This is a genomic window from Streptomyces sp. NPDC093586 (assembly GCF_044764905.1).
In the GTDB taxonomy this organism is placed as follows: Bacteria; Actinomycetota; Actinomycetes; order Streptomycetales; family Streptomycetaceae; genus Streptomyces.
The window spans coordinates 236,190-256,341 of sequence record NZ_JBIWJA010000003.1 but is presented as its reverse complement, the minus strand read 5'-3'; the positions used below and the strand labels follow the sequence as shown (position 1 = coordinate 256,341).

Below are 20,152 nucleotides of genomic sequence, written 5' to 3'. Positions count from 1 at the left end.
CGGCCTCGCCGACGCTCTGAGGGGTGCCACCGGGGTCCGTGCCACCGCTCCGGATGTCCCGAGCGTTCCCAGCGCCCACGCTCACGCCGATGCCGATGCCGATGCCGACGCCGATGCCGACGCCTCGGCGGATACCGGCATCCCCGACATCGACGTCCCCGGTGCTCCGGGTGGTCCCGGTGCTCCGGGCACCGGCCTCGCCGACGCTCTGAGGGGTGCCACCGGGGTCCGTGCCACCGCTCCGGATGTCCCGAGCGTTCCCAGCGCCCACGCTCACGCCGATGCCGACGCCTCGGCGGATACCGGCATCCCCGACATCGACGTTCCCGGTGCTCCGGGTGGTCCCGGCGCCGATGCCCGTGCCGCCGTTCCCGGAGACCCGGACGGCCCCCGTGGCGACGACGCCCCCGCGCCCGTCGCCGAGCGGCCCCGGCCGCTGCACGACCCCGACCCCTACAGCACCCCGCCGTACGGTGAGCCCGGCCCCTGGGCCCCCGCCCCGCCGGTCCAGCATCCGGCGACGACACCGGCTCACGGCACGACGGCACCCCCGACCTCCCCAGGGGCGTCGACGGCACCCCCCGGCACTCCGATGCCCGACCCCGCCTTCGCGGACGCCCCGCCCCCCGCTCCGCGGCTCCACCACCCGGCGACGGCACCCCTCACGTCCGTCGCGGGCACGCCCGCCGCGCCCGACCCCTGGCGGCGGTACGACCCGTGGGCCGCCGCCGGCCCGCTCCAGCAGAACGGTGCCGCCGCCGGGACGAAGGAGCGGCGACGCAAGCGGACCCGGCGGACGCTCGTCGTCGGCATCGTCCTGGTCGCCCTGGTCTCCGGCGGCGTGGGCGGCGCCGTAGGGGTGTATCTGGAGCGTCACGGCGACAGGGGTGCCGTGGAGCTGCCGCAGGCCGGGAAGGAACCGGCCGGCCGGGCCCCGGACAGCATCGCCGGGATCGCCGCGCGGGCCCTGCCCGGCGTGGTGACCCTGCACGTGAGCGGCGGCGACGCGGCGGGCACCGGCACCGGCTTCGTCCTCGACGGGCGCGGTCACATCCTCACCAACAACCACGTCGTGGAGCCCGCCGGAAAAGGCGGCGAGATCACCGTGACCTTCAACAGCGGCGACACCGCCGAGGCCACGGTCGTCGGCCGCGACAGCGGATACGACCTCGCCGTGGTGAAGGTGAAGGGCGTCGACGGACTCACCCCCATGCCGCTCGGCAACTCCGACAACGTGCGGGTGGGCGACCCCGTCGTCGCCATCGGCGCCCCCTTCGACCTGGCCGGCACGGTCACCTCCGGCATCATCAGCGCCAAGGAGCGGCCCATCACGGCCGGCGGTGAGGAGAGCGACGGCAGCGACGTGTCGTACGTCGACGCGCTGCAGACCGACGCGCCCATCAACCCCGGCAACTCCGGCGGCCCCCTCCTGGACTCCCGGGGCCGGGTCATCGGCATCAACTCCGCCCTCCGGTCCGCCGACGGCGGCGGTGCCGAGTCCGACGGCGGCCAGGCCGGCTCCATAGGGCTGGGCTTCGCCATCCCCATCAACCAGGGCAGGCGCGTCGCCGAGGAACTGATCAACACCGGCCGGGCGACCCACCCGGTCATCGGCATCACCCTCGACATGGGCTACGCCGGCGACGGCGCACGCGTGGGCACGCGGGGCAGCGACGGCGGACCCCCGGTCACCGCGGGCGGACCCGGCGCCGACGCCGGCCTCGAGGCCGGGGACGTGATCACCGAGGTCGACGGCCGGCGCGTGCACTCCGGTGAGGAACTCATCGTCAAGATCCGCGCCCACCGCCCCGGCGACCGCCTGGCGCTGACCCTGGAACGCCAGGGCAAGGAGACGAACGTCTCGTTGGTGCTCGGTTCCTCCGGCGGGGGCTGAACCACCCGGACAGACCGGCACACGGCCGGAGAACGGGGGTCAGGAAGGCAAACAATCCGGAAAGCGCTCGCATACGCACGGTCGGTGGCCACGGGACGGTACCGGCCGGGCGGGATCGGCGGGTACCGTGGTTGCGGCCCGGACATCCCAAGGAGCTTCAGGTGTTCAATGACATAGGCGCACTCGAGCTGGTGACGCTCGTCGTCCTCGCCGTGCTCGTGTTCGGCGACAAGCTCCCGAAGGTCATCCAGGATGTGTCGCGGATCATCCGGAAGGTCCGGGAGTTCTCGGACAGCGCCAAGCGGGACATCCGGGAGGAGCTGGGCCCCGAGTTCAAGGACTTCGACTTCGAGGACCTCAACCCCAAGACGTTCATCCGCAAGCAGCTGGACAACGACGAGCTGGGTCTCAAGGAGATCCGCAACGGCTTCGACCTGAAGAAGGAGATGGCCGAGGTCGCCGACGCGGTCCACGGCCGCGAGCCGGAGGCGTCGTCGTCCGCCTCCCCGGTTGGCGCCGTCGACATGTCCAAGAAGATCGACATGTCCAAGAAGCCCCGGACCCCCGCCCTCGACGACCGTCCGCCGTTCGACGCCGACGCCACCTGAGTCCGGCCCGCGGGCCGCCGTGCGGAGGGGCGGAACCCCCGCGCCTGTGCCGCACGTGACGCGTTTCATACTCCGAACCGGTCGTGCTCGACCCGAACGCGGCACCGGAGCGGCCCAAGCGCCGGGCGGTTTCCCGGCTGCCCGCAGCACACTGGTTATGCTGCCGAGTTGTTGCGCGGAGCGGACGAGTGCGCCCGAAGGGGGGTGGGCCGATCCGCCCCGACGAGAGCGAGGAGGCGTCCGGGCACATGGAGACGACGAACGCGGCGGTCGCGCAGGCGCCGGCCGCGGAGGACGGACAACCAGTCCCCTCCGCCCGGCGTACGGTCGACGGCTATCTGCGGGCGCAGTTCCCGTGGTACGGCCTCGACGAGGCGTTCACGGGACGGCGCTGGCTGATGCAGGTCGGCACGGCGGCCGACGGGGCCGTGGAGCACGGCTCGATCGGGCACGGCGACGAACCGTCGGTGCGCAACGAGCACGTGGCGGGCGACGAGCAGGACGCCAAGGAGAAGTTCGCGGTGGTCGTGACGGTGGCCGCCAACCCCGACCGGCGCAGCGCCGACGGCACGGGCCTGCTGGAGGCCACCTCGGTGTCCTCGGCGGCGTGGCTCGCCGGGGTGGGGCTGCTGTCCTTCACCTGGCCCGGCCAGATGGACCACTCCCTGCGCGACGACTGGCTGGAGCAGCAGACCGAGACCGCGTGGGTGCTGGCCGACGACCTCGACGGGGGGGACTGGACGTCGCTGACCCTGCCCGTGGACGGCGTGCCGACGCCCTTCCACTACCGGGAGTCCGAGTTCGGCTGGGTGCTCGCCGGCTCCACCGACCGGGGCGTCCACCTCGGGGCGTACGGCCGGGGCATGAGCGCCTACGGGCTCGCCTTCTCCGTGGTCAAGGACATCACCGTCTACGACGCCTGACCGGCGGCCGGGCGTACGACACGGGGCGCCGTCCCTCAGGACAGCGCCCCATGGCGGTACGAGGTCGTACGGAACGTCAGAACTTGTTCCTGGGCGTGATCCCCAGCGACAGCCCCGACAGGCCGCGCTGACGGCCGCCCAGCTTGCCCGCGATCGCCCGCAGGGCCGCGCCCGCCGGGGATCCGGGGTCGGACAGGACGACCGGCTTGCCCTCGTCGCCCCCCTCGCGCAGGCGGACGTCGATCGGGATCGAGCCGAGGACCGGGACCGAGGCGCCGGTCGTGCGGGTCAGGCCGTCGGCGACCGCCTGACCGCCGCCCGTGCCGAACACGTCGACCATCTCGCCGCAGTGCGGGCAGGGCAGGCCCGCCATGTTCTCGACCACGCCGACGATCTTCTGGTGGGTCTGCACGGCGATGGCGCCGGCCCGCTCCGCCACCTCCGCGGCGGCCTGCTGAGGGGTCGTCACGACGAGGATCTCGGCGTTCGGGACGAGCTGGGCGACGGAGATCGCGATGTCACCGGTGCCGGGCGGCAGGTCGAGCAGCAGGACGTCCAGGTCGCCCCAGTACACGTCCGCGAGGAACTGCTGCAGAGCGCGGTGCAGCATCGGGCCGCGCCAGACGACCGGGGCGTTGCCCGGGGTGAACATGCCGATCGAGATGACCTTCACGCCGTTGGCCGAAGGCGGCATGATCATGTTCTCGACCTGGGTGGGCCGCCCGTCGGCGCCCAGCATGCGCGGCACGGAGTGGCCGTAGATGTCGGCGTCGACGACACCGACCTTCAGGCCGTCGGCCGCCATCGCCGCCGCCAGGTTCACCGTCACCGAGGACTTGCCGACGCCGCCCTTGCCGGAGGCGACCGCGTACACCCGGGTCAGGCTGCCCGGTTTGGCGAAGGGCACCTCGCGCTCGGTCTGACCGCCGCGCAGCGCGGCGGCCAGCTCACGGCGCTGCTCGTCGCTCATCACGTCCAGCTCGACGTCCACCCGCGTGACGCCCTCGACGCGCGAGACGGCGTCGGTCACGCGCTGTGTGATGGTGTCCCGCATGGGGCAGCCGGAGACCGTCAGGTACACGGCGACCGCGACCGCTCCGTCCGCGCCGATCTCCACCGACTTGACCATCCCGAGCTCGGTGATGGGCCGGTTGATCTCGGGGTCGTTCACCGTCGCCAGTGCTTCGCGCACCGCGTCTTCCGTAGCCATAGGGACGATGGTACGGCGCCGCCCACGGGGCGCGGAAAGCCCCGTCAGCGGTCGTGTACGTCACGCCCGGCGGACCGGTCCGCCGGGAATACGCCCTCACCGTGGTGGTGGCCGTCCCGCCGCCCCTCCATCTCCTTGACCAGGTCCAGGAGCTCGGAGCGGATCCAGTCCCGCGTCGCGACCTCGCCGAGCCCGATGCGCAGGGCGGCGATCTCCCGGGTCAGGTACTCGGTGTCGGCGATCGACCGCTCGTTCTGCTTGCGGTCCTGCTCCAGATTGACCCGGTCCCGGTCGTCCTGCCGGTTCTGCGCGAGCAGGATCAGCGGGGCCGCGTAGGAGGCCTGCAGCGACAGGGCCAGCGTCAGGAAGATGAACGGGTACTCGTCGAAGCGCAGCGGGCCAGGCACGGTCACGTTCCACAGCACCCAGACGATGATGACGACCGTCATCCAGACGATGAAGCGCCCGGTGCCCAGGAAGCGCGCGATGCGCTCCGACAGCCGTCCGAAGGCCTCCGGGTCCCACTCGGGCAGGAGCCGGCGCCGGGGCGGCCGGGGTTGGTCCAGGCGGGCACCGCGGGGACGGGAGGCGGCGGTGGCCCCCGACACCGCCCGCTCGCGGGCCGTCGTCTCGCGCTCAGGCGCCATCGGCACTCACCTCCCTCGCCCCGGCCGCCTCGGCCGTCTCGTCGAGGTGATACTCGGTCTCCCGCCAGTCGTCGGGCAGCATGTGGTCCAGTACGTCGTCCACGGTGATCGCGCCGAGCAGCGACCCGGACTCGTCGACGACGGGCGCCGCCACCATGTCGTACGTGGCGAAGAACCCGGCGACCACGGGCAGCGCGGCGTCCGGATCCAGGGGCTGGAGGTCGTCGTCGAGGATCGAGCCGACCAGCGTGTACGGGGGGTCGCGCAGCAGGCGCTGGAAGTGGACCGTGCCCAGGTACTTGCCGGTCGGGGTCTCCTCGGGCGGGCGGCAGACGTAGATCTGCGCGGCGTGCGCCGGCGACAGGTCGGGGTTGCGGATGCGGGCCAGGGCGTCGGCGACGGTGGCGTCGGGCCGCAGCACGATCGGCTCGGTCGTCATCAGACCGCCGGCCGTGTGCTCCTCGTACGCCATCAGGCGCCGCATGTCGGCCGCGTCGCCGGGCTGCATCAGGCTCAGCAGGCGTTCCTTGTCCGCCTCCGGCAGCTCGCCGAGCAGGTCGGCCGCGTCGTCGGGGTCCATCGCCTCCAGCACGTCCGCGGCGCGCTCCTCCTTGAGCTTGCCGAGGATCTCGATCTGGTCGTCCTCGGGCAGCTCCTCCAGCACGTCGGCCAGGCGGTCGTCGTCGAGGGCGGCGGCGACCTCGGCGCGGCGCTTGGCGGACAGGTGGTGCAGCACGTTGGCGAGGTCGGCGGGGCGCAGCTGCTCGAACGTGGCGAGCAGGCTCTCGGCGCCCTGCCCGTGCTCCTCCAGCGAGAAGCCGGTGACGCCGGACCACTCCACGGTCAGCGTCTCTCCCTTGTTGCGCCGGAACGCGCCGCCCTTCCTGCCCTTGCGGACGAACACCTTGTCGACCTCCCAGTCCCGGCGGGCCGGCAGCTGCTGCACCGACAGGTCCAGGACGGTGACCTCCTCGCCGCTCTCGGCGAGCGTCACCCGCCGGTCGAGGAGCTCACCGAAGACGAGGCGCTCGGTGGGCCGCTGCTCGAACCTCCGCACGTTGAGCACCCCGGTCGTGATGACCTGCCCGGACTCGATCCCGGTGACCCGGGTCATCGGCAGGAAGATGCGGCGGCGGGTGGACAGTTCGACGACCAGACCGAGCACCCGCGGGGGTTTGCGGCCGACCCGGAGCATGACGACCACGTCGCGCACCCGCCCCACCTGGTCGCCGGTCGGGTCGAAGACGGCGATGCCGGAGAGGTGCGAGACGAAGATCCGGGGGGCGCCCGCTGCCATGGCCGCGGCTCCTTTTCGTCAGTCAGTCCGTGAGAGGTGTTTCGTACTGTGTCTCTTTTCCGAATTGCCCGCTCGGACGGCCTTCAGGCTAGCCCGTCCCGTAGAGGTCCGCCCTGGCGGCCGGTCCGTCCGGACCGGCGCCGATCACCGCGGTTCGTCCCCGGTACGCTGCCGTACGCCCCTTGGACCTCCGTCGGAAAGGCAGCTCCACCCGTGACCGTGACTCCCCGGCGCCGAATCCGCAGGGCCGCCTGGCTGGGCGCGGTGTGCGCCCTGGCCGTGACGGGGGCGGGGCTGACGGGATGCAGTAGCGAGGACCCGGACGCGGGCACCAACGGGGTGGGCAAGCTGCCGGCCGAGAAGATCCAGACCAGGACGCGCGCGGCCGCCGAGTCCGCCCGCGCGGTCCGGCTGCACGGCACGGTGGCCGCCGGCGGCAGCACGTACACCCTCGACATGCGCCTGAAGTCCGACGGCGGCACCGGGTCGGTCGCCGCCGAGGGGACGACCTTCCGGCTGCTGCGGGTCGGCGAACAGCTCTTCCTCAAGGCCGACGCCGGGTTCTGGAGCCACGACGACGACGGCGACGCCGCGGCCGCCGGCAAGCTCGCCGGCAAGTACGTGAAGGTGCCGGAGGGCGACCCCGCGTACCAGAAGTTCAGCGGCTTCACGGACAAGGACGTCCTCCTCGACGGGCTGCTGACCCTGCACGGCACGCTGGAGACGGACGGCCGGCACGAGCAGGGGGGCGTGCGCGCCGTCCGCATCACCGGCGGCCGGGGCTCCGGCGGCTCGCTGGACGTCTCCCTGGAGGGCACGCCCTACCCGCTGCGCCTGGTGCGGGCGGGCAGCGCGGGCACGCTCAGCTTCTCGGACTGGAACAAGGACTTCCCGCTCACGGCACCGGCCAAGGACGACACCCTGGACTACGGCAGGCAGTTGCCGACGTCGTAGGGCGACGGGCCCGAGACACCTCCCTGGGGCCTCTCGTTCGGGTCAGGCCGCGTACGCGGGGTCCGGCACGCCCGTCCGCGGCGTTGCCGTCACTCGCCGGCTCCCCCACGCTCGGCTTCGCTCGCGCGGGGGCCCCACCGCGTCGGCTCCCTCCTCCGCCCTGCAGCCGGACGCGTCAGGCCCCGCTCACCGGCGTCGACAGGTCCCGCCGCCTCCCTGCGGCCCGATCCAGACGACAGGCCCTGGTGCCGCGGCAGGCGACGTTCGCCCGGTGAGGAGCGGCGTCCGGTGCGTGCTCCGGGGGCCCCGGCCGGAGGCTGGGGGAGTGCCGGCCGGAAGCCCTCGTACTGGACGTCCTCGGGCTTCCGTCCGGTGCGGCGAGTGGGGGCGCCCCCTCCGGGGGAGCGTGCGGGGCGTCGCGACGGGGCGGACGTCGCCTGTTGCGGCACTAGCCGCGCCGGCTCTTCCCCCGGCGCTTGAGCAGCAGGCGCGGCAGGCCCGCCGGGAGCGGACCGCGCGTCGTCGCCGGGCTCGGCAGCGGGGCCTCGGCCAGCGAACCGTCGGGCAGCGGCGCGAGCGTCCCCGTCGGCTCCAGACGCAGCACCCGGCACTCACGGGCCCAGCGGTCGGTCATCGCCTCGCCGTCCGGCGCGTTCAGCCGCTTGCCCTTGAGGCCGGCGACCGCGTCCTGCCACGCCGGGGAGCCGGACGGCAGCTCCACGACCCGCGCCGCCCAGGAGACCAGCCGGCCCCCCTTGTCCTTGCTGCGCACCGTCACCTCGGCCGTGGCCCCGTCGGCCAGGCCCGGCAGCGGCTGCTCGCCGGGCCCGTCACCGACGACGCAGGCCGCGCCCTCGTGCCAGACGTGCCAGAGCGCACGGGCGGGCGTCCCGGGGCCCTTGACCCAGATGAGACCGGACTTCTTCGTGGCCTCCTCGACGAGGGCCTGGTCGAGCAGCTCGCTTGTCATGCGGTCAGCCTATCCAGGAGCCCGCGGGCGGGTTCAGAGCCAGCCGTTGCGCTTGAGCGTGCGGTGGATGCCCAGACAGAGCGCGACCGTGATCGACAGGACCAGCGGGTAGCCGAACTTCCAGTGCGTCTCCGGCATGTAGTCGAAGTTCATGCCGTACACCCCGCACACCATCGTCGGCACGGCGATGATCGCCGCCCACGAGGTGATCTTGCGCATGTCCTCGTTCTGCGCGACGGAGGCCTGGGCCAGGTTGGCCTGGAGGATGGAGTTCAGCAGCTCGTCGAAGCCGATGACCTGCTCCTGCACCCGCGCCACGTGGTCGGCGACGTCCCGGAAGTACTTCTGGATCTCCGGGTCGATCAGCCGCATCGGACGCTCGCTGAGCAGCTGCATGGGCCGCAGCAGCGGCGACACCGCCCGCTTGAACTCCAGTACCTCGCGCTTGAGTTGGTAGATCCGGCCGGCGTCCGTACCGCGCGGCGTGCCCTTGCGGCCCGGCGAGAACACCTCCGTCTCGACCTCGTCGATGTCGTCCTGGACCGCGTCGGCGACCGCGATGTAGCCGTCGACGACGTGGTCGGCGATGGCGTGCAGCACCGCGGAGGGCCCCTTGAGCAGCAGCTCGGGGTCGTCCTCCAGCCGGTGCCGCAGCGCCCGCAGCGAGCCCTGCCCGCCGTGCCGGACGGTGATGAAGAAGTCCCGTCCGGTGAAGCACATGACCTCGCCGCTCTCGACGACCTCGCTGTTCGCGGTGAGTTCGTCGTGGTCGACGTAATGGATGGTCTTGAACACCGTGAACAGCGAGTCGTCGTAGCGCTCCAGCTTGGGCCGCTGGTGGGCCTGGACGGCGTCCTCCACGGCCAGCGGGTGCAGCCCGAACTCCCGGGCGATACCGGCGAATTCGTCCTCGGTGGGCTCGTGCAGGCCGATCCACACGAATCCGCCGTCGCGGCGCACCTGCCGCATCGCCTGCTGCGGGCTCAGCGGCGCGTCGGCCGCGACGCGGGTGCCGTCGCGGTAGACGCCGCAGTCGACGACGGCGGAGGCGGTCTCCGGGTCGCGGGTGGTGTCGTAGGCGCCGTTGTCCTTGCGCAGCGAGACGCGGGACGGGCGGACCGCGGCGCGCAGGTCACGGATCATCGACATGGCAGGCTCCTTCGCGACGGGCAGCGAGCGGGCCGGCGAAGGGTGGAACCACCCGGAATGAGGACGTCCAGATCACGCGTGCTCGGCGCGTCCACAAAGCGGGGGGCACCGCACCGTCGCGGTGGCCGGCTTCACTGCTGATTCAGCACTGCTGTTGCAGGCAGGCGGATCAGGCAAAACGAGACGAAGTGCTCTTCCGTGGAGAGGCGCGCGAGCAGGAAACGGCGCCGGGAAGAACCGGAGCAGCTGCGTCAGCGGCCGGAAGAGCGAGTGGTACTGCACGGTCGACTTCGGTCCATGCCGCCCACCTCCTCCGGCCGGTCCCTCGTGAGGGACGATCCATACCCCTGTTTGGAGGGGTTCCCCGTAGGGGAGTGTTCATAGCGTCGGGGCCGTGATCGCACCGCTTCTGCGTGCTGCCCCAAAACCGCTGGCCCAGAGTATCAGTCGCTCGGCGTGTCAAGGCGCCGCTTTGCCGCGTACTGACGAGTTCTATGCTCGCCGCATGGCTGATGTTCTTCCTCTGGTCGAGGCCCGGTTGTGTTCGGCGCTGGGTGAACCGGACGCGCGCGCGGCGGTCACCTTCCTCGGCGCCGACCGCATCGAGGTGCTGCGGTTCCCGGCAGGCGGCCCGGAGGGTGACATCGTCCGCTACGCCACCCTCGGCATGTCCGCGCAGCCCATGTCCGACCCCACGGCGATGCTCGCCGACCCCGTCGAGGGCCCCCGTGCCGAGCTGGTCCTCTCCGTCCGGGCGGGCCTCGCCGACACCGGCAAGGTGCTGCGCCCGCTGGCCGTGCTCGCCGCGTCCCCGCAGGTCGAGGGCGTCATCGTGGCGCCCGGTGCCTCGCTGGACGTGGGGGAGCCGCTGTGGCCCGGCGCTCCGTTCACCTCGGTGCTGGTCGCCGAGCCGGGCGGCCTGGTGGAGGACCTGGAGCTGGATCCGCCCCTGGACCCCGTACGGTTCCTGCCGCTGCTCCCGATGACGCCGAACGAGGCCGCCTGGAAGCGGGTGCACGGCGCCCAGGCCCTCCAGGAGCGCTGGCTGACGCACGGGACGGACCTGCGGGATCCGTCCCGCAGGTCCGTCCCGCTGGAGTGAGGGGACTCACCGGGGTGACGCGCAAGGCCCGTGGACCGCGGCTCAGTTGGCGAAGGCGGTGATCCCGTCCTCGGTCGCGTGCTTCGGTTCCAGCTCCTCCGCTTCGTGGATGAGCGCCCGGCGCCGTACGACGACCACGAGGGCGCCCAGCACGGCGGTGACCGCGGCCACCACGAACGGGACGTGGACGTCGGTCCACTCCTCGATCTTCGGCGCGAAGTACGGGGCGGCGGCCGCCGCGAACCAGCGCACGAAGTTGTAGCCGGCGCTCGCCACCGGGCGGGGCGCGTCCGACACGCCGAGGGCCAGCTCGGTGTACACGGTGTTGTTCACGCCGATGAAGGCCCCGGACGCGATGGTGCAGACGATCGCCGCGGTGTGGTTGCCGTACCCGAGGACCAGTACGTCGGCGGCGAGCAGCACCAGCGAGCCGCCGAGCACCTTCAGCGAGCCGAACCGCTTCTGCGCGCGCGGTGCCACGAGGACCGAGAAGACGGCGAGCAGCACGCCCCAGGCGAAGAACACGGCACCGGACTTGTACGGGGTCATGTCCAGCACGAACGGTGTGAAGGCCAGCACGGTGAAGAACGTGTAGTTGTAGAAGAACGCCGAGATCGCGGCGGAGGCGAGGCCGCCGTGGCCCAGCGCCCTGATCGGGTCCAGCGGCGAGGTCCTGCGGGCCGGCTTCGGCTGCTCCTTCAGGAACGCCGTGATGCACAGGAAGCCGATCGCCATCAGGAACGCGGTGCCGAAGAACGGGTAGCGCCAGCTGGCGTCACCGAGCAGCGCGCCCAGCAGCGGGCCGCAGGCCATGCCGAGGCCGAGGGCGGACTCGTACAGCAGGATCGCCGCGGCGCTGCCGCCGGCCGCCGCGCCGACGATGACCGCGAGGGCCGTCGAGACGAACAGCGCGTTGCCGAGGCCCCAGCCGGCCCGGTAGCCGACGAGCTGGCCGACGGTGTCGGAGGTGCCCGCCAGGCCCGCGAAGACCACCACGAGGGCCAGGCCGAGCAGCAGGGTCCTGCGGCCGCCGATGCGGCTGGAGACGAATCCCGTGATCAGCATGGCGACGGCCGTGATCAGGAAGTACGAGGTGAACAGGAGGGAGACCTGGCTGGCGCTCGCGTCCAGGCCCTTGGCGATGGACGGCAGGATCGGGTCGACGAGCCCGATGCCCATGAAGGCGACGACGGACGCACCGGCGGTCGCCCACACGGCCTTGGGCTGGCGCAGGATGCCGCCCGCACCCGCGTCGAAGGGGTCCATGGTTGCTCCAATGCCGACAGGGGACGGTTGGGGTAGGCGCATAATAAGTTAGCGTGGCTAATTAGTGCAATGTGCATTTAAATTTCCCCGTCACGCCCGCCGCCCGGATGGGTGATCGTCCTTGACGTGGGGGAGCGAGGGTAGGACCGTGGGGCTGTATGAGGGGCGAACCCAGTTGCCCGAAGTGTGGTGGCCGGGTCAGGGCTCCCGGTCTCTTCGCCGATTCATGGCAGTGCGACGCGCACGGCACGGTGTATCCGCTGCAGCCCGTGATCCCGCCCAGCGTCGAGGCGCTCGGCGTCGTCGTGCACCGCACCCAGGTGCCGGTGTGGATGCCGTGGCCGCTGCCGGTGGGCTGGCTGTTCACCGGAGTGGCCTGCGCGGGCGACGACCGCAGCGGCGGCCGGGCCACGGCGGTGGCCTGCTCGGGACCGGGCCCGCTCGGCGGCGCCGGCGAGCTGATCCTGGTGGCCGAGGAGCTGGGCGTCGGACTCGGTGCGCGGTACGCGGGCATCGACGCCCCGGACCCCGGCCCCTATCTGGACGTCGAGAAACCGCCGCAGGCCAAGGTCCTCGCCGCCGGCCGCCCGACCCCGCTCTGGCACGTCACCGACGTCCCGGACGACCGCGCCGTGTTCGCCGGCGAGGCCCTCGGGGTGTGGCTGTGGGCCGTGCTGTGGCCCGAGCAGTCCGGGCTGCTCATGTACGACGAGCTGGTGCTGACCGACCTGAGGGACGCCGGTGCCGAGGTGGACCTGGTGCCGTGCGGCGCCCTGTCGCCGCGGCTGATCGAGCCGTAGGGGCCGGGGCCTCGGCGTGAGCGGTGGCCGGGGGTGGGCAGGATCTCGGCGCGGCGGTGTCCGCGGGGGTGGCGGGGCGGGGTGCGTAGGGGGCGCGAGGCCACTTCGGGTGTGACATCGGGGCACAAGAATCCGGTTATCCTAGAGCGTCCCCTTCCGTCCCGTCACCGCCTGGAGTCAGCGTCGTGCGCATCGATCTGCACACCCACTCCACCGCGTCCGACGGCACGGACACCCCGGCCCAGCTGGTGCGCAACGCCGCCGCGGCCGGGCTGGACGTCGTGGCGCTGACCGACCACGACACCACCCGCGGCCACGCCGAGGCCGTCGCCGCGCTGCCCGAGGGGCTGACGCTGGTCGCCGGCGCCGAACTCTCCTGCCGTCTCGACGGCGTCAGCATGCACATGCTGGCCTACCTCTTCGACCCCGAGGAGCCCGCCCTGCTCGCCGAGCGCGAGCTGGTCCGGGACGACCGGGTGCCGCGGGCCCGGGGCATGGTCGCCAAGCTCAACGAACTGGGCGTTCCCGTCACCTGGGAGCAGGTCGCGCGGATCGCCGGCGACGGCTCGGTCGGGCGCCCGCACGTGGCCTCCGCGCTCGTGGAACTCGGCGTCGTGCCGACCGTGAGCGACGCCTTCACCGAGGACTGGCTGGCCGACGGCGGCCGGGCCTACGTGGAGAAGCACGAGAGCGACCCCTTCGAGGCGATCCGGCTGATCAAGGGCGCCGGCGGCGTCGCGGTGTTCGCCCACCCGGCCGCCGCCAAGCGCGGCCGTACGGTGCCGGAGTCCGCGATCGCCGACCTGGCCGCCGCCGGGCTGGACGGCATCGAGGTCGACCACATGGACCACGACGCGCCGACGCGGGCGCGACTGCGCGGGCTCGCCGCGGAGCTGGGACTCCTGGTGACCGGTTCCAGCGACTACCACGGCAGCCGGAAGACCTGCGCGCTGGGCGAGTACACGACGGACCCCGAGGTGTACGGGGAGATCACCCGGCGGGCGTACGGGGCGTTTCCCGTGCCGGGGGCCGGCGGAGCCTGAGGCACGCGCGGGCCGTTCCCGCCCCCCACCCCTTCCCGTTCCACGCCCGTTCGTTGTTCCTGTCATCGCAAGGCTTTGTCACGCTCATGTTCGACCTCGCCGTCTTCGGCTCCCTCTTCCTCACCCTTTTTGTCATCATGGATCCCCCCGGGATCACCCCGATCTTCCTCGCGCTGACCGCCGGCCGGCCCGCCAAGGTGCAGAAGCGGATGGCCTTCCAGGCCGTCTGCGTGGCCGGCGGTGTGATCACCGTGTTCGGGGTTCTGGGGCACCAGATCCTGGGCTACCTGCACGTGTCCGTGCCCGCGCTGATGATCGCGGGCGGGCTGCTGCTCCTGCTGATCGCCCTCGACCTGCTCACCGGCAAGACGGACGAGCCCAAGCAGACCAAGGACGTCAACGTCGCGCTGGTGCCGCTGGGCATGCCGCTGCTGGCGGGGCCCGGTGCCATCGTGTCGGTCATCCTGGCCGTGCAGAAGGCCGGCAGCGTGACCTCGCAGGTGTCGGTCTGGACGGCGATCCTCGCCATCCACGTCGTGCTGTGGCTGGTGATGCGGTACTCGCTGCTGATCATCCGCGTCATCAAGGACGGCGGTGTCGTCCTGGTGACCCGCCTCGCGGGCATGATGCTCTCCGCGATCGCCGTGCAGCAGATCATCAACGGAGTGACCCAGGTGATCCGGGGCGCGTGAGCGCCGGATACGACAGAGCCCCCGTGCGGCACCGGTGACGGTGCCGCACGGGGGCTCGCGGCGTGTGGAACGGTCCGCGTTACACGGCCGAGGTGTCGGCCGGGCGGATCCACAGGCGCTGCCCGATGGCGGCGGCCTGCTGAACAATGCGGTTCACGGAGGCGGCGTCCACGACGGTGGTGTCCACGGGTGTTCCGTCGACGTCGTCGAGTCGCATGACTTCAAAGCGCATGGGCCTCTCCCTTGATCTGGTCATCCTCCTGCGGAGAACTACTGGTGGGACACCTGGGTCGTCGGTGCCCGGGGTGCCGTACATAGTCAACCCACCGCGTGTTACGAACATTCCCTACGCTAAAGAAATTTTTCGAACAACTAATTACTGACGCGTAAGGAGACCGTTTCGGGGGACGATCGACGGGTGATCGGTGGACGGCGCAAGACCGACCGGGACCGGTTGTGTTCGCAGCGTGACCGCCAGGACAATGGAGGTGATGAACGACGACCTCGCGTCCCTGAACGCCCGCATCGACCGCACCAACGAGCTGCTCCAGCGCATGCTCGCCGAGGTGGCGAAGACGCCCTCGACCCATGCGATCTTCGTCGACGCCGGGTACCTCTACGCGGCGGCGGGTCGGCTGGTCGCCGGGACCGAGGACCGCCGGGCCTTCGACCTGGACGCCGAAGGACTGATCGACGCCCTCATCGACAAGGCCCGCACGATCTTCGCGGACAGCCGCCTGCTGCGGGTCTACTGGTACGACGGCGCGCGGCGCCGCATCCACACCGCCGAGCAGCAGTCCATCGCCGAGCTGCCGGACGTCAAGGTCCGCCTCGGCAACCTCAACGCCAACAACCAGCAGAAGGGCGTCGACTCCCTCATCCGCTCCGACCTGGAGTCCCTCGCCCGGTACCGCGCCATCAGCGACGCGGCACTGCTCGGCGGCGACGAGGACCTCGTGTCGGCGGTCGAGGCCGCCCAGGGCTACGGCGCCCGCGTCCACCTGTGGGGCGTCGAGGCGCCCGAGGGCCGCAACCAGGCCGACCCGCTGCTGTGGGAGGTCGACAGCCAGCGCACCTTCGACCTCGACTTCTTCAAGCCGTACGTCTCCCGGCGCGCGGCCCACGCCTTCGAAGCGGGCGGCGCGGCCCGGCCGGCCCGTGAGGACGTCCGCTTCGTGGGCGCCCAGATCGCGGCGAAGTGGCTGGCGGCACGGGGCCGCGACACCCTGCTGGAGCTGCTCCCCGGCCACCCCTACCTCCCCGGCTCGGTGGACCAGGACCTGCTGGTGGAGGCGGAAGGGCTGCTGCAGTACTCACTGCGCGGCCAGGCCGACCTGCGCCGGGCGCTGCGGGACGGCTTCTGGGAGCACCTCCGGGCGCAGTACTAGTGCCGCGGCGGGCGACGTTCGCCCGGTGAGGAGCGGCGTCCGGTGCGTGCTCTGGGGGTCCCCGGCCGGAGGCTGGGGGAGTGCCGGCCGGAAGCCCTCGTACTGGACGTACTCGGGCTTTCGGCCGGTGCGGCGAGTGGGGGTACCCCCGGGGGAGCGTGCCGGGCGTCGCGACGGGGCGAACGCCGCCTGCCGCGGCACTGGGACGGGCCCCGGGGCCGATCCGGCCCACCGTCCGGTCACGGGACGGGGACGCCGTCCCAGAAGTCGGCCAGGGCGCGGGCGGTCGGCAGCGGCTGGTCCGTGTTGGGCGAGTGCTCGGCCCCCGGAACGACGGTCCGGCGCGCGTCCAGGCGTACGGCCATCTCGTCCAGGAGGGGCACGGGCCAGGTGTCGTCGTAGGCGCCCGAGAGCACGTGGAACGGCAGCGGTGCGGCGGCGAGCTCGGCGACACGGTCCGGCTCGGTGCACAACTGGCGCCCCGTGGCGAGCAGCTGGGCCGGCCGGGTACTCAGCCAGCGCTCGCGCAGCCGTTCCGGGGCGTCCGGCCCCCGGACGGGGACCGGGGCACCGGCCTCCTCGGGCGGCCCCATCGCCTGCATCACCTCCCAGACCTGGGCCATCGTCATGGTGCCGAGCGCGTCCCGCAGGAGTTTCACGCGCTTCTGCTGGGAGACGGAGATCCGCGCCGGGCCCGACGACATCAGCGTGAGGGAGACGAAGGGGGAGTGGTCGAGGAGGACCGCGGCACGGGCGATCTGGCCGCCGAGCGAGTGTCCGACGAGGTGCACGGGCGTCCCGAGCGCGGCGACCTGCGCGAGGACGTCCCGGGCCAGCTCGGTCTGCGCGTAGCGGGACTCGTCGTGCTCGGGGCCGTCGGACTCGTACTGTCCCCGCCCGTCCACGGCGACCGTACGGTACCCGCGCGCGGCGAGCGGCTCGTGCAGCAGTGTGAAGTCCTCCTTGCTGCCCGTGAACCCGGGCAGCATCAGCGCGACCCCCTTCGGCACACCCCCGCCGGCCACGGGCGAATCGACGACGGCGAACTCTCCGCGCGCGGTACGCAGTCGGTACGTGCGGGCATCGGGCGGCGGGGTGAAGCAGGCGTTCGTGCTCACGGGCAGACATTATCCGGCCCCGGAACGCGAGGCCGCGATGGCACCCGGCCCACCCGGCCCACGGCGCGGCCTGCGGTCAGGGGTGCCTCCTCCAGTGCCTGAACGGCTCGGGGCATCCCCTCCGGGGGAGAACGCCCTGGCGGCGCGAGCAAGCGCCCCACCTCCCGCCGCAGACCCCGGGTTCCTGTCCCTGCCCCCGGGTGGGAAACGGTCGTTGCGTCTGCCGGGCCTCCGTTTCCCCTCGGCCGGGCGCCACACCGGGTCGCCCGAGTGAACGGGGAGGGTGGGAGCGCGGACATGCGCCGGGAAGGGAACACGCCGAGATCTCCATGCTCGCCCTGCACCTGCACCTGCACTTCCACCAGCCCGCGCTCGTGCACGTCGACACGCTGCTGCTCCAGCGTGTCCTCGGCGAGCCGGCCTGGGCGTCGAAGCTCACGGACGAGGACCGGCGCGGGTTGACCGCGCTGTGCTGGTCGGACGTCGGCCCGTACGGAATCTTCCGCCCCGACATGAGTCAACGGCCCGCCCCGGTGCCCGTGGCAGCTCCCCGACCCGGGTGATCCGGCGCGGGCGGCACCGCACGCGCAGGGCGACAGGAGCCGCGGGTGTCAGACGGCCTTTCGGGGGCGTGCGGTGCGGAGGCGTTCCCCGAGGCCGGCCAGATGCGCACGCAGGACTTCCTCGGCCGCCTCTGCGGTCAAGTGACCTATGAGCACGTGGGTGGTGAGGCCGTCGACGAGGGCGAGCAGCGTACGAGCCTCACGCTGCGGGTCGGGCGGCGCGGCGCCTTCGTCGGCCGAGCCGCTCTCGGTGGCCTCCGCGATGAGGCGGACGAAGAGGGTCTGGAGGGCCGCGTAGCTGGTTCTCAGTGGGCCGGCGAGTGGCTCGCTGACAGCGGCCTGAGCGACGAACGCGAGCCAGATCCGTGCTTCGGCGCGGTGTTCTTCGCGGACCAGGGCGATCTCGTCGGTCGCGTGGCCCAAGGCGGTGGCGGCCGACTGGTCCGGACTTGAGGCCAGGCGTGTCCTCACACGTTCGGTGATGCGTTCGCCGACGTGGTCGACGGCGAAGAGGAGCATCTCCCCCTTGCTGCGGAAGCAGCGTTGAACGGCGCCCAGGGAGACCTGCGCGCGGGCGGCGACGTCACGCATGCTCACTCCCTCCGGTCCGTGTTCGTCGGCGAGGAGGCAGACGGCCTCGGCGATCCGGCGGCGTCGGCTTTCGTAGTCCACCTGTTTGGGCATGCTCGGTCGGCCTCCTTGTTCCAATACGATCGTATCGCTTCCGGGCTATGGTTCGGACCCGAGCACTTCGGCATGTGGAAGGGACGCGCGATGAGCAGACAGAACGCCCTGTGGGCGATGACGGCCGCCGCCCAGGCGGAGGCGGTCCGGGACGGGGTGATATCGGCGGTCGAACTGGTCGACAGCCACCTGGACCGCATCGTCGAGGTCAACCCACAGGTCAACGCGGTCACGCAGCTGTCGGCCGAGCGGGCCCGCGAGGCCGCGGCGCGCATGGACCAGCGGCGGGCAGCGGGCGAAGAACTCGGGCCGCTGGCCGGCGTGCCGTTCACGGTGAAGGAGTCGACCGCTGTCGAAGGTGTGCCGACCACACTCGGAACGGCACGCTTCCGCGACCTGGTGGCTCCGGCCGACGCACCCCCGGTGGCCCGGCTCCGCGCGGCGGGGGCCATACCGATCGGCCACAGCAACATGCCCACCCTGATCCTGGCCGGGATGCACACCCGCAGCGAGTTGTTCGGCGACACCGTCAACCCGTGGGACCGGAACCGGACCCCGGGCGGCAGCAGTGGCGGTGACGGAGCGGCCGTCGCCACCGGCATGGCCGCGCTCGGACTCGGCAACGACTCCGGCGGATCGGTACGGATTCCGGCCTCGTTCTGCGGCGTGACGGGGCTGAAGCCGACCACCGGGCGGTTCCCCGCCGACCACCGCGTCCTCGGCCCGGACGACCCGGGACCAGCCTCGCAGATGCTGGTCACCGACGGACCCCTGGCCCGTACGGTCGCCGACCTGCGGCTGGCGTACGAGGCGCTGGCCGGGACCGACCCGCGGGACCCACGGGCCGTGCCGGTGCCCCTCTACGGCGAGCCGCTGCCGGGACCGGTCAAGGTCGCGGTCGTGGCCGACCCCGGCGGCTACGGCGTTCATCCCACGGTCCGCGCGGCTGTCACGGCCGCGGCCGACGCGTTGCGCGACGCCGGGTACGACGTGCGGGAGACGGCGGATGTCCCGCGGTTGGACGAGGCACTCGAGGCATACGGCCGGATCACCGTGACCGAATTCGCGCCGACCTGGCCGGTGGTGCGGAAACTGCTCGGCGAAGGCGGAGACCGCTACATCCAGATGGCCATGGAGAAGGCTCCCCCCGCGAACGCCGCAGAGCTCACGAAGCTCATGGGGACCTGGCTCGGCATCCGCCGCTCCTGGGCGGAGTTCCTCGACGAGTTCCCGCTGCTGCTCGGACCGGTGTTCACCGAGCCGCCCGTCGAGCCGGGACTGGAGTCACGCGACGAAGCGGGACGGGACCGGGTCGCCGAGGGCATGCGCCTGTGCACGGTGACCAGCTTCGTGGGCGTTCCCGCGGTCGCCGTGCCGACCGGGGTCAGCGACGGACTGCCGTCCGGCGTGCAGATCATCGGGCGCGCGTTTCGGGAGGACCTGTGCCTGGCCGCCGCCCAGGAGATCGAGGACCGCCTCGGCGTGCTCGCGCCGGTCGACCCTCGCCCGGAAGTCCCGGCTGCCGCGCGGTAGGCGGTGCCACGGCAGTGGACAGAGAGACGGCCGGGGACCGGCGGACGGCGCGGAGGAGACGGCATCCGCGCCGTGCCGCTCAGGGCCCCTTTCCGGTCCGAGTCGTCAAGACCCCGTCACTTCCCACAGATGTCCGGCACGCCGCGACGTCTTCCGGCGACCGCCCCGGCGCATGTCCGCTCTTCCGCCCCCGTCGTTCACCCGGGCGACCCGACGAAGCACCCGGTCGAGAGGAAACGGACGTCCGGCGGGCGCAACGACTGCTTCGCATCTGAGGGCGGGGCGGGGCGGGGCGGGGCAGGGCAGGGGCA

The 20,152-nt window shown here is 72.4% G+C and carries 20 protein-coding genes; 11 read left to right on the top strand and 9 right to left on the bottom strand.

The window, feature by feature from the left end; genetic code table 11:
- Positions 1-307: 307 nt before the first annotated feature.
- From ACIRFH_RS05155 to ACIRFH_RS05145, 3 genes are all read left to right on the top strand, one after another.
- Positions 308-1,894 (top strand): trypsin-like peptidase domain-containing protein, encoded by a 1,587-nt coding sequence (locus ACIRFH_RS05155; protein WP_403517294.1) that lies wholly within the window; start codon positions 308-310, stop codon positions 1,892-1,894.
- Between the two features lie 161 nt (positions 1,895-2,055).
- Entirely contained in the window at positions 2,056-2,502 is a 447-nt protein-coding gene (locus ACIRFH_RS05150) for a sec-independent translocase (protein ID WP_403517174.1), read from the top strand.
- Between the two features lie 248 nt (positions 2,503-2,750).
- Positions 2,751-3,425 carry a hypothetical protein gene (locus ACIRFH_RS05145; protein ID WP_403517173.1) on the top strand — a complete coding sequence of 225 codons (675 nt, stop codon included), beginning with the start codon at positions 2,751-2,753 and terminating at the stop codon, positions 3,423-3,425.
- Positions 3,426-3,501: 76 nt separating this feature from the next.
- On the opposite strand, the gene ACIRFH_RS05140 is transcribed toward ACIRFH_RS05145, so the two are convergent.
- The 3 genes from ACIRFH_RS05140 to ACIRFH_RS05130 are packed head-to-tail and all read right to left on the bottom strand — an operon-like array spanning position 3,502 to position 6,579.
- Positions 3,502-4,635 (bottom strand): Mrp/NBP35 family ATP-binding protein, encoded by a 1,134-nt coding sequence (locus tag ACIRFH_RS05140; protein ID WP_403517172.1) that lies wholly within the window; start codon positions 4,633-4,635, stop codon positions 3,502-3,504.
- 44 nt (positions 4,636-4,679) lie between these two features.
- Positions 4,680-5,282, bottom strand: a complete 603-nt coding sequence (locus ACIRFH_RS05135; protein WP_403517171.1) for a DUF1003 domain-containing protein — start codon at positions 5,280-5,282, stop codon at positions 4,680-4,682.
- Positions 5,272-6,579 carry a magnesium transporter MgtE N-terminal domain-containing protein gene (locus ACIRFH_RS05130; RefSeq protein ID WP_403517170.1) on the bottom strand — a complete coding sequence of 436 codons (1,308 nt, stop codon included), beginning with the start codon at positions 6,577-6,579 and terminating at the stop codon, positions 5,272-5,274. Before ACIRFH_RS05130 ends, ACIRFH_RS05135 begins: the two co-directional genes overlap by 11 nt.
- Before the next feature lie 213 nt (positions 6,580-6,792).
- On the opposite strand from ACIRFH_RS05130, the gene ACIRFH_RS05125 reads away from it, so the two are divergent.
- Positions 6,793-7,533 carry a hypothetical protein gene (locus ACIRFH_RS05125; protein ID WP_403517169.1) on the top strand — a complete coding sequence of 247 codons (741 nt, stop codon included), beginning with the start codon at positions 6,793-6,795 and terminating at the stop codon, positions 7,531-7,533.
- A 448-nt stretch (positions 7,534-7,981) separates the two neighbouring features.
- On the opposite strand, the gene ACIRFH_RS05120 is transcribed toward ACIRFH_RS05125, so the two are convergent.
- Positions 7,982-8,503 carry a hypothetical protein gene (locus ACIRFH_RS05120; RefSeq protein ID WP_403517168.1) on the bottom strand — a complete coding sequence of 174 codons (522 nt, stop codon included), beginning with the start codon at positions 8,501-8,503 and terminating at the stop codon, positions 7,982-7,984.
- Between the two features lie 33 nt (positions 8,504-8,536).
- On the bottom strand, positions 8,537-9,652 hold the full coding sequence (locus tag ACIRFH_RS05115) for a magnesium and cobalt transport protein CorA (RefSeq protein ID WP_403517167.1): 1,116 nt from the start codon (positions 9,650-9,652) through the stop codon (positions 8,537-8,539).
- A gap of 505 nt (positions 9,653-10,157) precedes the next feature.
- Between ACIRFH_RS05115 and ACIRFH_RS05110 the strand changes: the two genes are divergently transcribed.
- On the top strand, positions 10,158-10,754 hold the full coding sequence (locus ACIRFH_RS05110) for a suppressor of fused domain protein (RefSeq protein WP_403517166.1): 597 nt from the start codon (positions 10,158-10,160) through the stop codon (positions 10,752-10,754).
- Positions 10,755-10,796: 42 nt separating this feature from the next.
- On the opposite strand, the gene ACIRFH_RS05105 is transcribed toward ACIRFH_RS05110, so the two are convergent.
- Positions 10,797-12,020 (bottom strand): MFS transporter, encoded by a 1,224-nt coding sequence (locus ACIRFH_RS05105; RefSeq protein WP_403517165.1) that lies wholly within the window; start codon positions 12,018-12,020, stop codon positions 10,797-10,799.
- A 158-nt stretch (positions 12,021-12,178) separates the two neighbouring features.
- On the opposite strand from ACIRFH_RS05105, the gene ACIRFH_RS05100 reads away from it, so the two are divergent.
- The 3 genes from ACIRFH_RS05100 to ACIRFH_RS05090 all read left to right on the top strand — a co-directional run bounded on the left by ACIRFH_RS05100 (position 12,179) and on the right by ACIRFH_RS05090 (position 14,555).
- Positions 12,179-12,820 (top strand): DUF6758 family protein, encoded by a 642-nt coding sequence (locus ACIRFH_RS05100; protein ID WP_403517164.1) that lies wholly within the window; start codon positions 12,179-12,181, stop codon positions 12,818-12,820.
- Positions 12,821-13,005: 185 nt separating this feature from the next.
- Positions 13,006-13,863: a PHP domain-containing protein gene (locus ACIRFH_RS05095; protein ID WP_403517163.1), complete on the top strand. Its 858-nt coding sequence runs from the start codon at positions 13,006-13,008 to the stop codon at positions 13,861-13,863.
- A gap of 86 nt (positions 13,864-13,949) precedes the next feature.
- Positions 13,950-14,555 carry a MarC family protein gene (locus tag ACIRFH_RS05090; protein WP_403517162.1) on the top strand — a complete coding sequence of 202 codons (606 nt, stop codon included), beginning with the start codon at positions 13,950-13,952 and terminating at the stop codon, positions 14,553-14,555.
- Between the two features lie 79 nt (positions 14,556-14,634).
- On the opposite strand, the gene ACIRFH_RS05085 is transcribed toward ACIRFH_RS05090, so the two are convergent.
- Entirely contained in the window at positions 14,635-14,787 is a 153-nt protein-coding gene (locus ACIRFH_RS05085) for a hypothetical protein (protein WP_403517161.1), read from the bottom strand.
- A gap of 250 nt (positions 14,788-15,037) precedes the next feature.
- On the opposite strand from ACIRFH_RS05085, the gene ACIRFH_RS05080 reads away from it, so the two are divergent.
- Positions 15,038-15,943, top strand: coding sequence for an NYN domain-containing protein (locus tag ACIRFH_RS05080; RefSeq protein WP_403517293.1), 906 nt, complete (start codon positions 15,038-15,040; stop codon positions 15,941-15,943).
- 239 nt (positions 15,944-16,182) lie between these two features.
- Here ACIRFH_RS05080 and ACIRFH_RS05075 read toward each other — a convergent pair whose 3' ends face one another.
- Entirely contained in the window at positions 16,183-17,061 is an 879-nt protein-coding gene (locus ACIRFH_RS05075) for an alpha/beta fold hydrolase (protein ID WP_403517160.1), read from the bottom strand.
- A 329-nt stretch (positions 17,062-17,390) separates the two neighbouring features.
- On the opposite strand from ACIRFH_RS05075, the gene ACIRFH_RS05070 reads away from it, so the two are divergent.
- Positions 17,391-17,624: a hypothetical protein gene (locus tag ACIRFH_RS05070; RefSeq protein ID WP_403517159.1), complete on the top strand. Its 234-nt coding sequence runs from the start codon at positions 17,391-17,393 to the stop codon at positions 17,622-17,624.
- Between the two features lie 48 nt (positions 17,625-17,672).
- On the opposite strand, the gene ACIRFH_RS05065 is transcribed toward ACIRFH_RS05070, so the two are convergent.
- Positions 17,673-18,308, bottom strand: a complete 636-nt coding sequence (locus tag ACIRFH_RS05065; protein ID WP_403517158.1) for a TetR/AcrR family transcriptional regulator — start codon at positions 18,306-18,308, stop codon at positions 17,673-17,675.
- Positions 18,309-18,398: 90 nt separating this feature from the next.
- Between ACIRFH_RS05065 and ACIRFH_RS05060 the strand changes: the two genes are divergently transcribed.
- The gene (locus ACIRFH_RS05060) at positions 18,399-19,841 is read left to right on the top strand and encodes an amidase (RefSeq protein ID WP_403517157.1); all 1,443 of its coding nucleotides are present in this window, start codon (positions 18,399-18,401) and stop codon (positions 19,839-19,841) included.
- Positions 19,842-20,152 lie beyond the last annotated feature (311 nt).

Coding starts and splice junctions, on each gene's coding strand:
- ACIRFH_RS05145 (WP_403517173.1), top strand. CDS start 2,751: ATGGAGACGACGAACGCGGCGGTCGCGCAGGCGCCGGCCGCGGAGGAC.
- ACIRFH_RS05140 (WP_403517172.1), bottom strand. CDS start 4,635: ATGGCTACGGAAGACGCGGTGCGCGAAGCACTGGCGACGGTGAACGAC.
- ACIRFH_RS05135 (WP_403517171.1), bottom strand. CDS start 5,282: ATGGCGCCTGAGCGCGAGACGACGGCCCGCGAGCGGGCGGTGTCGGGG.
- ACIRFH_RS05130 (WP_403517170.1), bottom strand. CDS start 6,579: ATGGCAGCGGGCGCCCCCCGGATCTTCGTCTCGCACCTCTCCGGCATC.
- ACIRFH_RS05120 (WP_403517168.1), bottom strand. CDS start 8,503: ATGACAAGCGAGCTGCTCGACCAGGCCCTCGTCGAGGAGGCCACGAAG.
- ACIRFH_RS05115 (WP_403517167.1), bottom strand. CDS start 9,652: ATGTCGATGATCCGTGACCTGCGCGCCGCGGTCCGCCCGTCCCGCGTC.
- ACIRFH_RS05110 (WP_403517166.1), top strand. CDS start 10,158: ATGGCTGATGTTCTTCCTCTGGTCGAGGCCCGGTTGTGTTCGGCGCTG.
- ACIRFH_RS05105 (WP_403517165.1), bottom strand. CDS start 12,020: ATGGACCCCTTCGACGCGGGTGCGGGCGGCATCCTGCGCCAGCCCAAG.
- ACIRFH_RS05100 (WP_403517164.1), top strand. CDS start 12,179: ATGAGGGGCGAACCCAGTTGCCCGAAGTGTGGTGGCCGGGTCAGGGCT.
- ACIRFH_RS05090 (WP_403517162.1), top strand. CDS start 13,950: ATGTTCGACCTCGCCGTCTTCGGCTCCCTCTTCCTCACCCTTTTTGTC.
- ACIRFH_RS05085 (WP_403517161.1), bottom strand. CDS start 14,787: ATGCGCTTTGAAGTCATGCGACTCGACGACGTCGACGGAACACCCGTG.
- ACIRFH_RS05080 (WP_403517293.1), top strand. CDS start 15,038: ATGGAGGTGATGAACGACGACCTCGCGTCCCTGAACGCCCGCATCGAC.
- ACIRFH_RS05070 (WP_403517159.1), top strand. CDS start 17,391: ATGCTCGCCCTGCACCTGCACCTGCACTTCCACCAGCCCGCGCTCGTG.
- ACIRFH_RS05065 (WP_403517158.1), bottom strand. CDS start 18,308: ATGCCCAAACAGGTGGACTACGAAAGCCGACGCCGCCGGATCGCCGAG.
- ACIRFH_RS05060 (WP_403517157.1), top strand. CDS start 18,399: ATGAGCAGACAGAACGCCCTGTGGGCGATGACGGCCGCCGCCCAGGCG.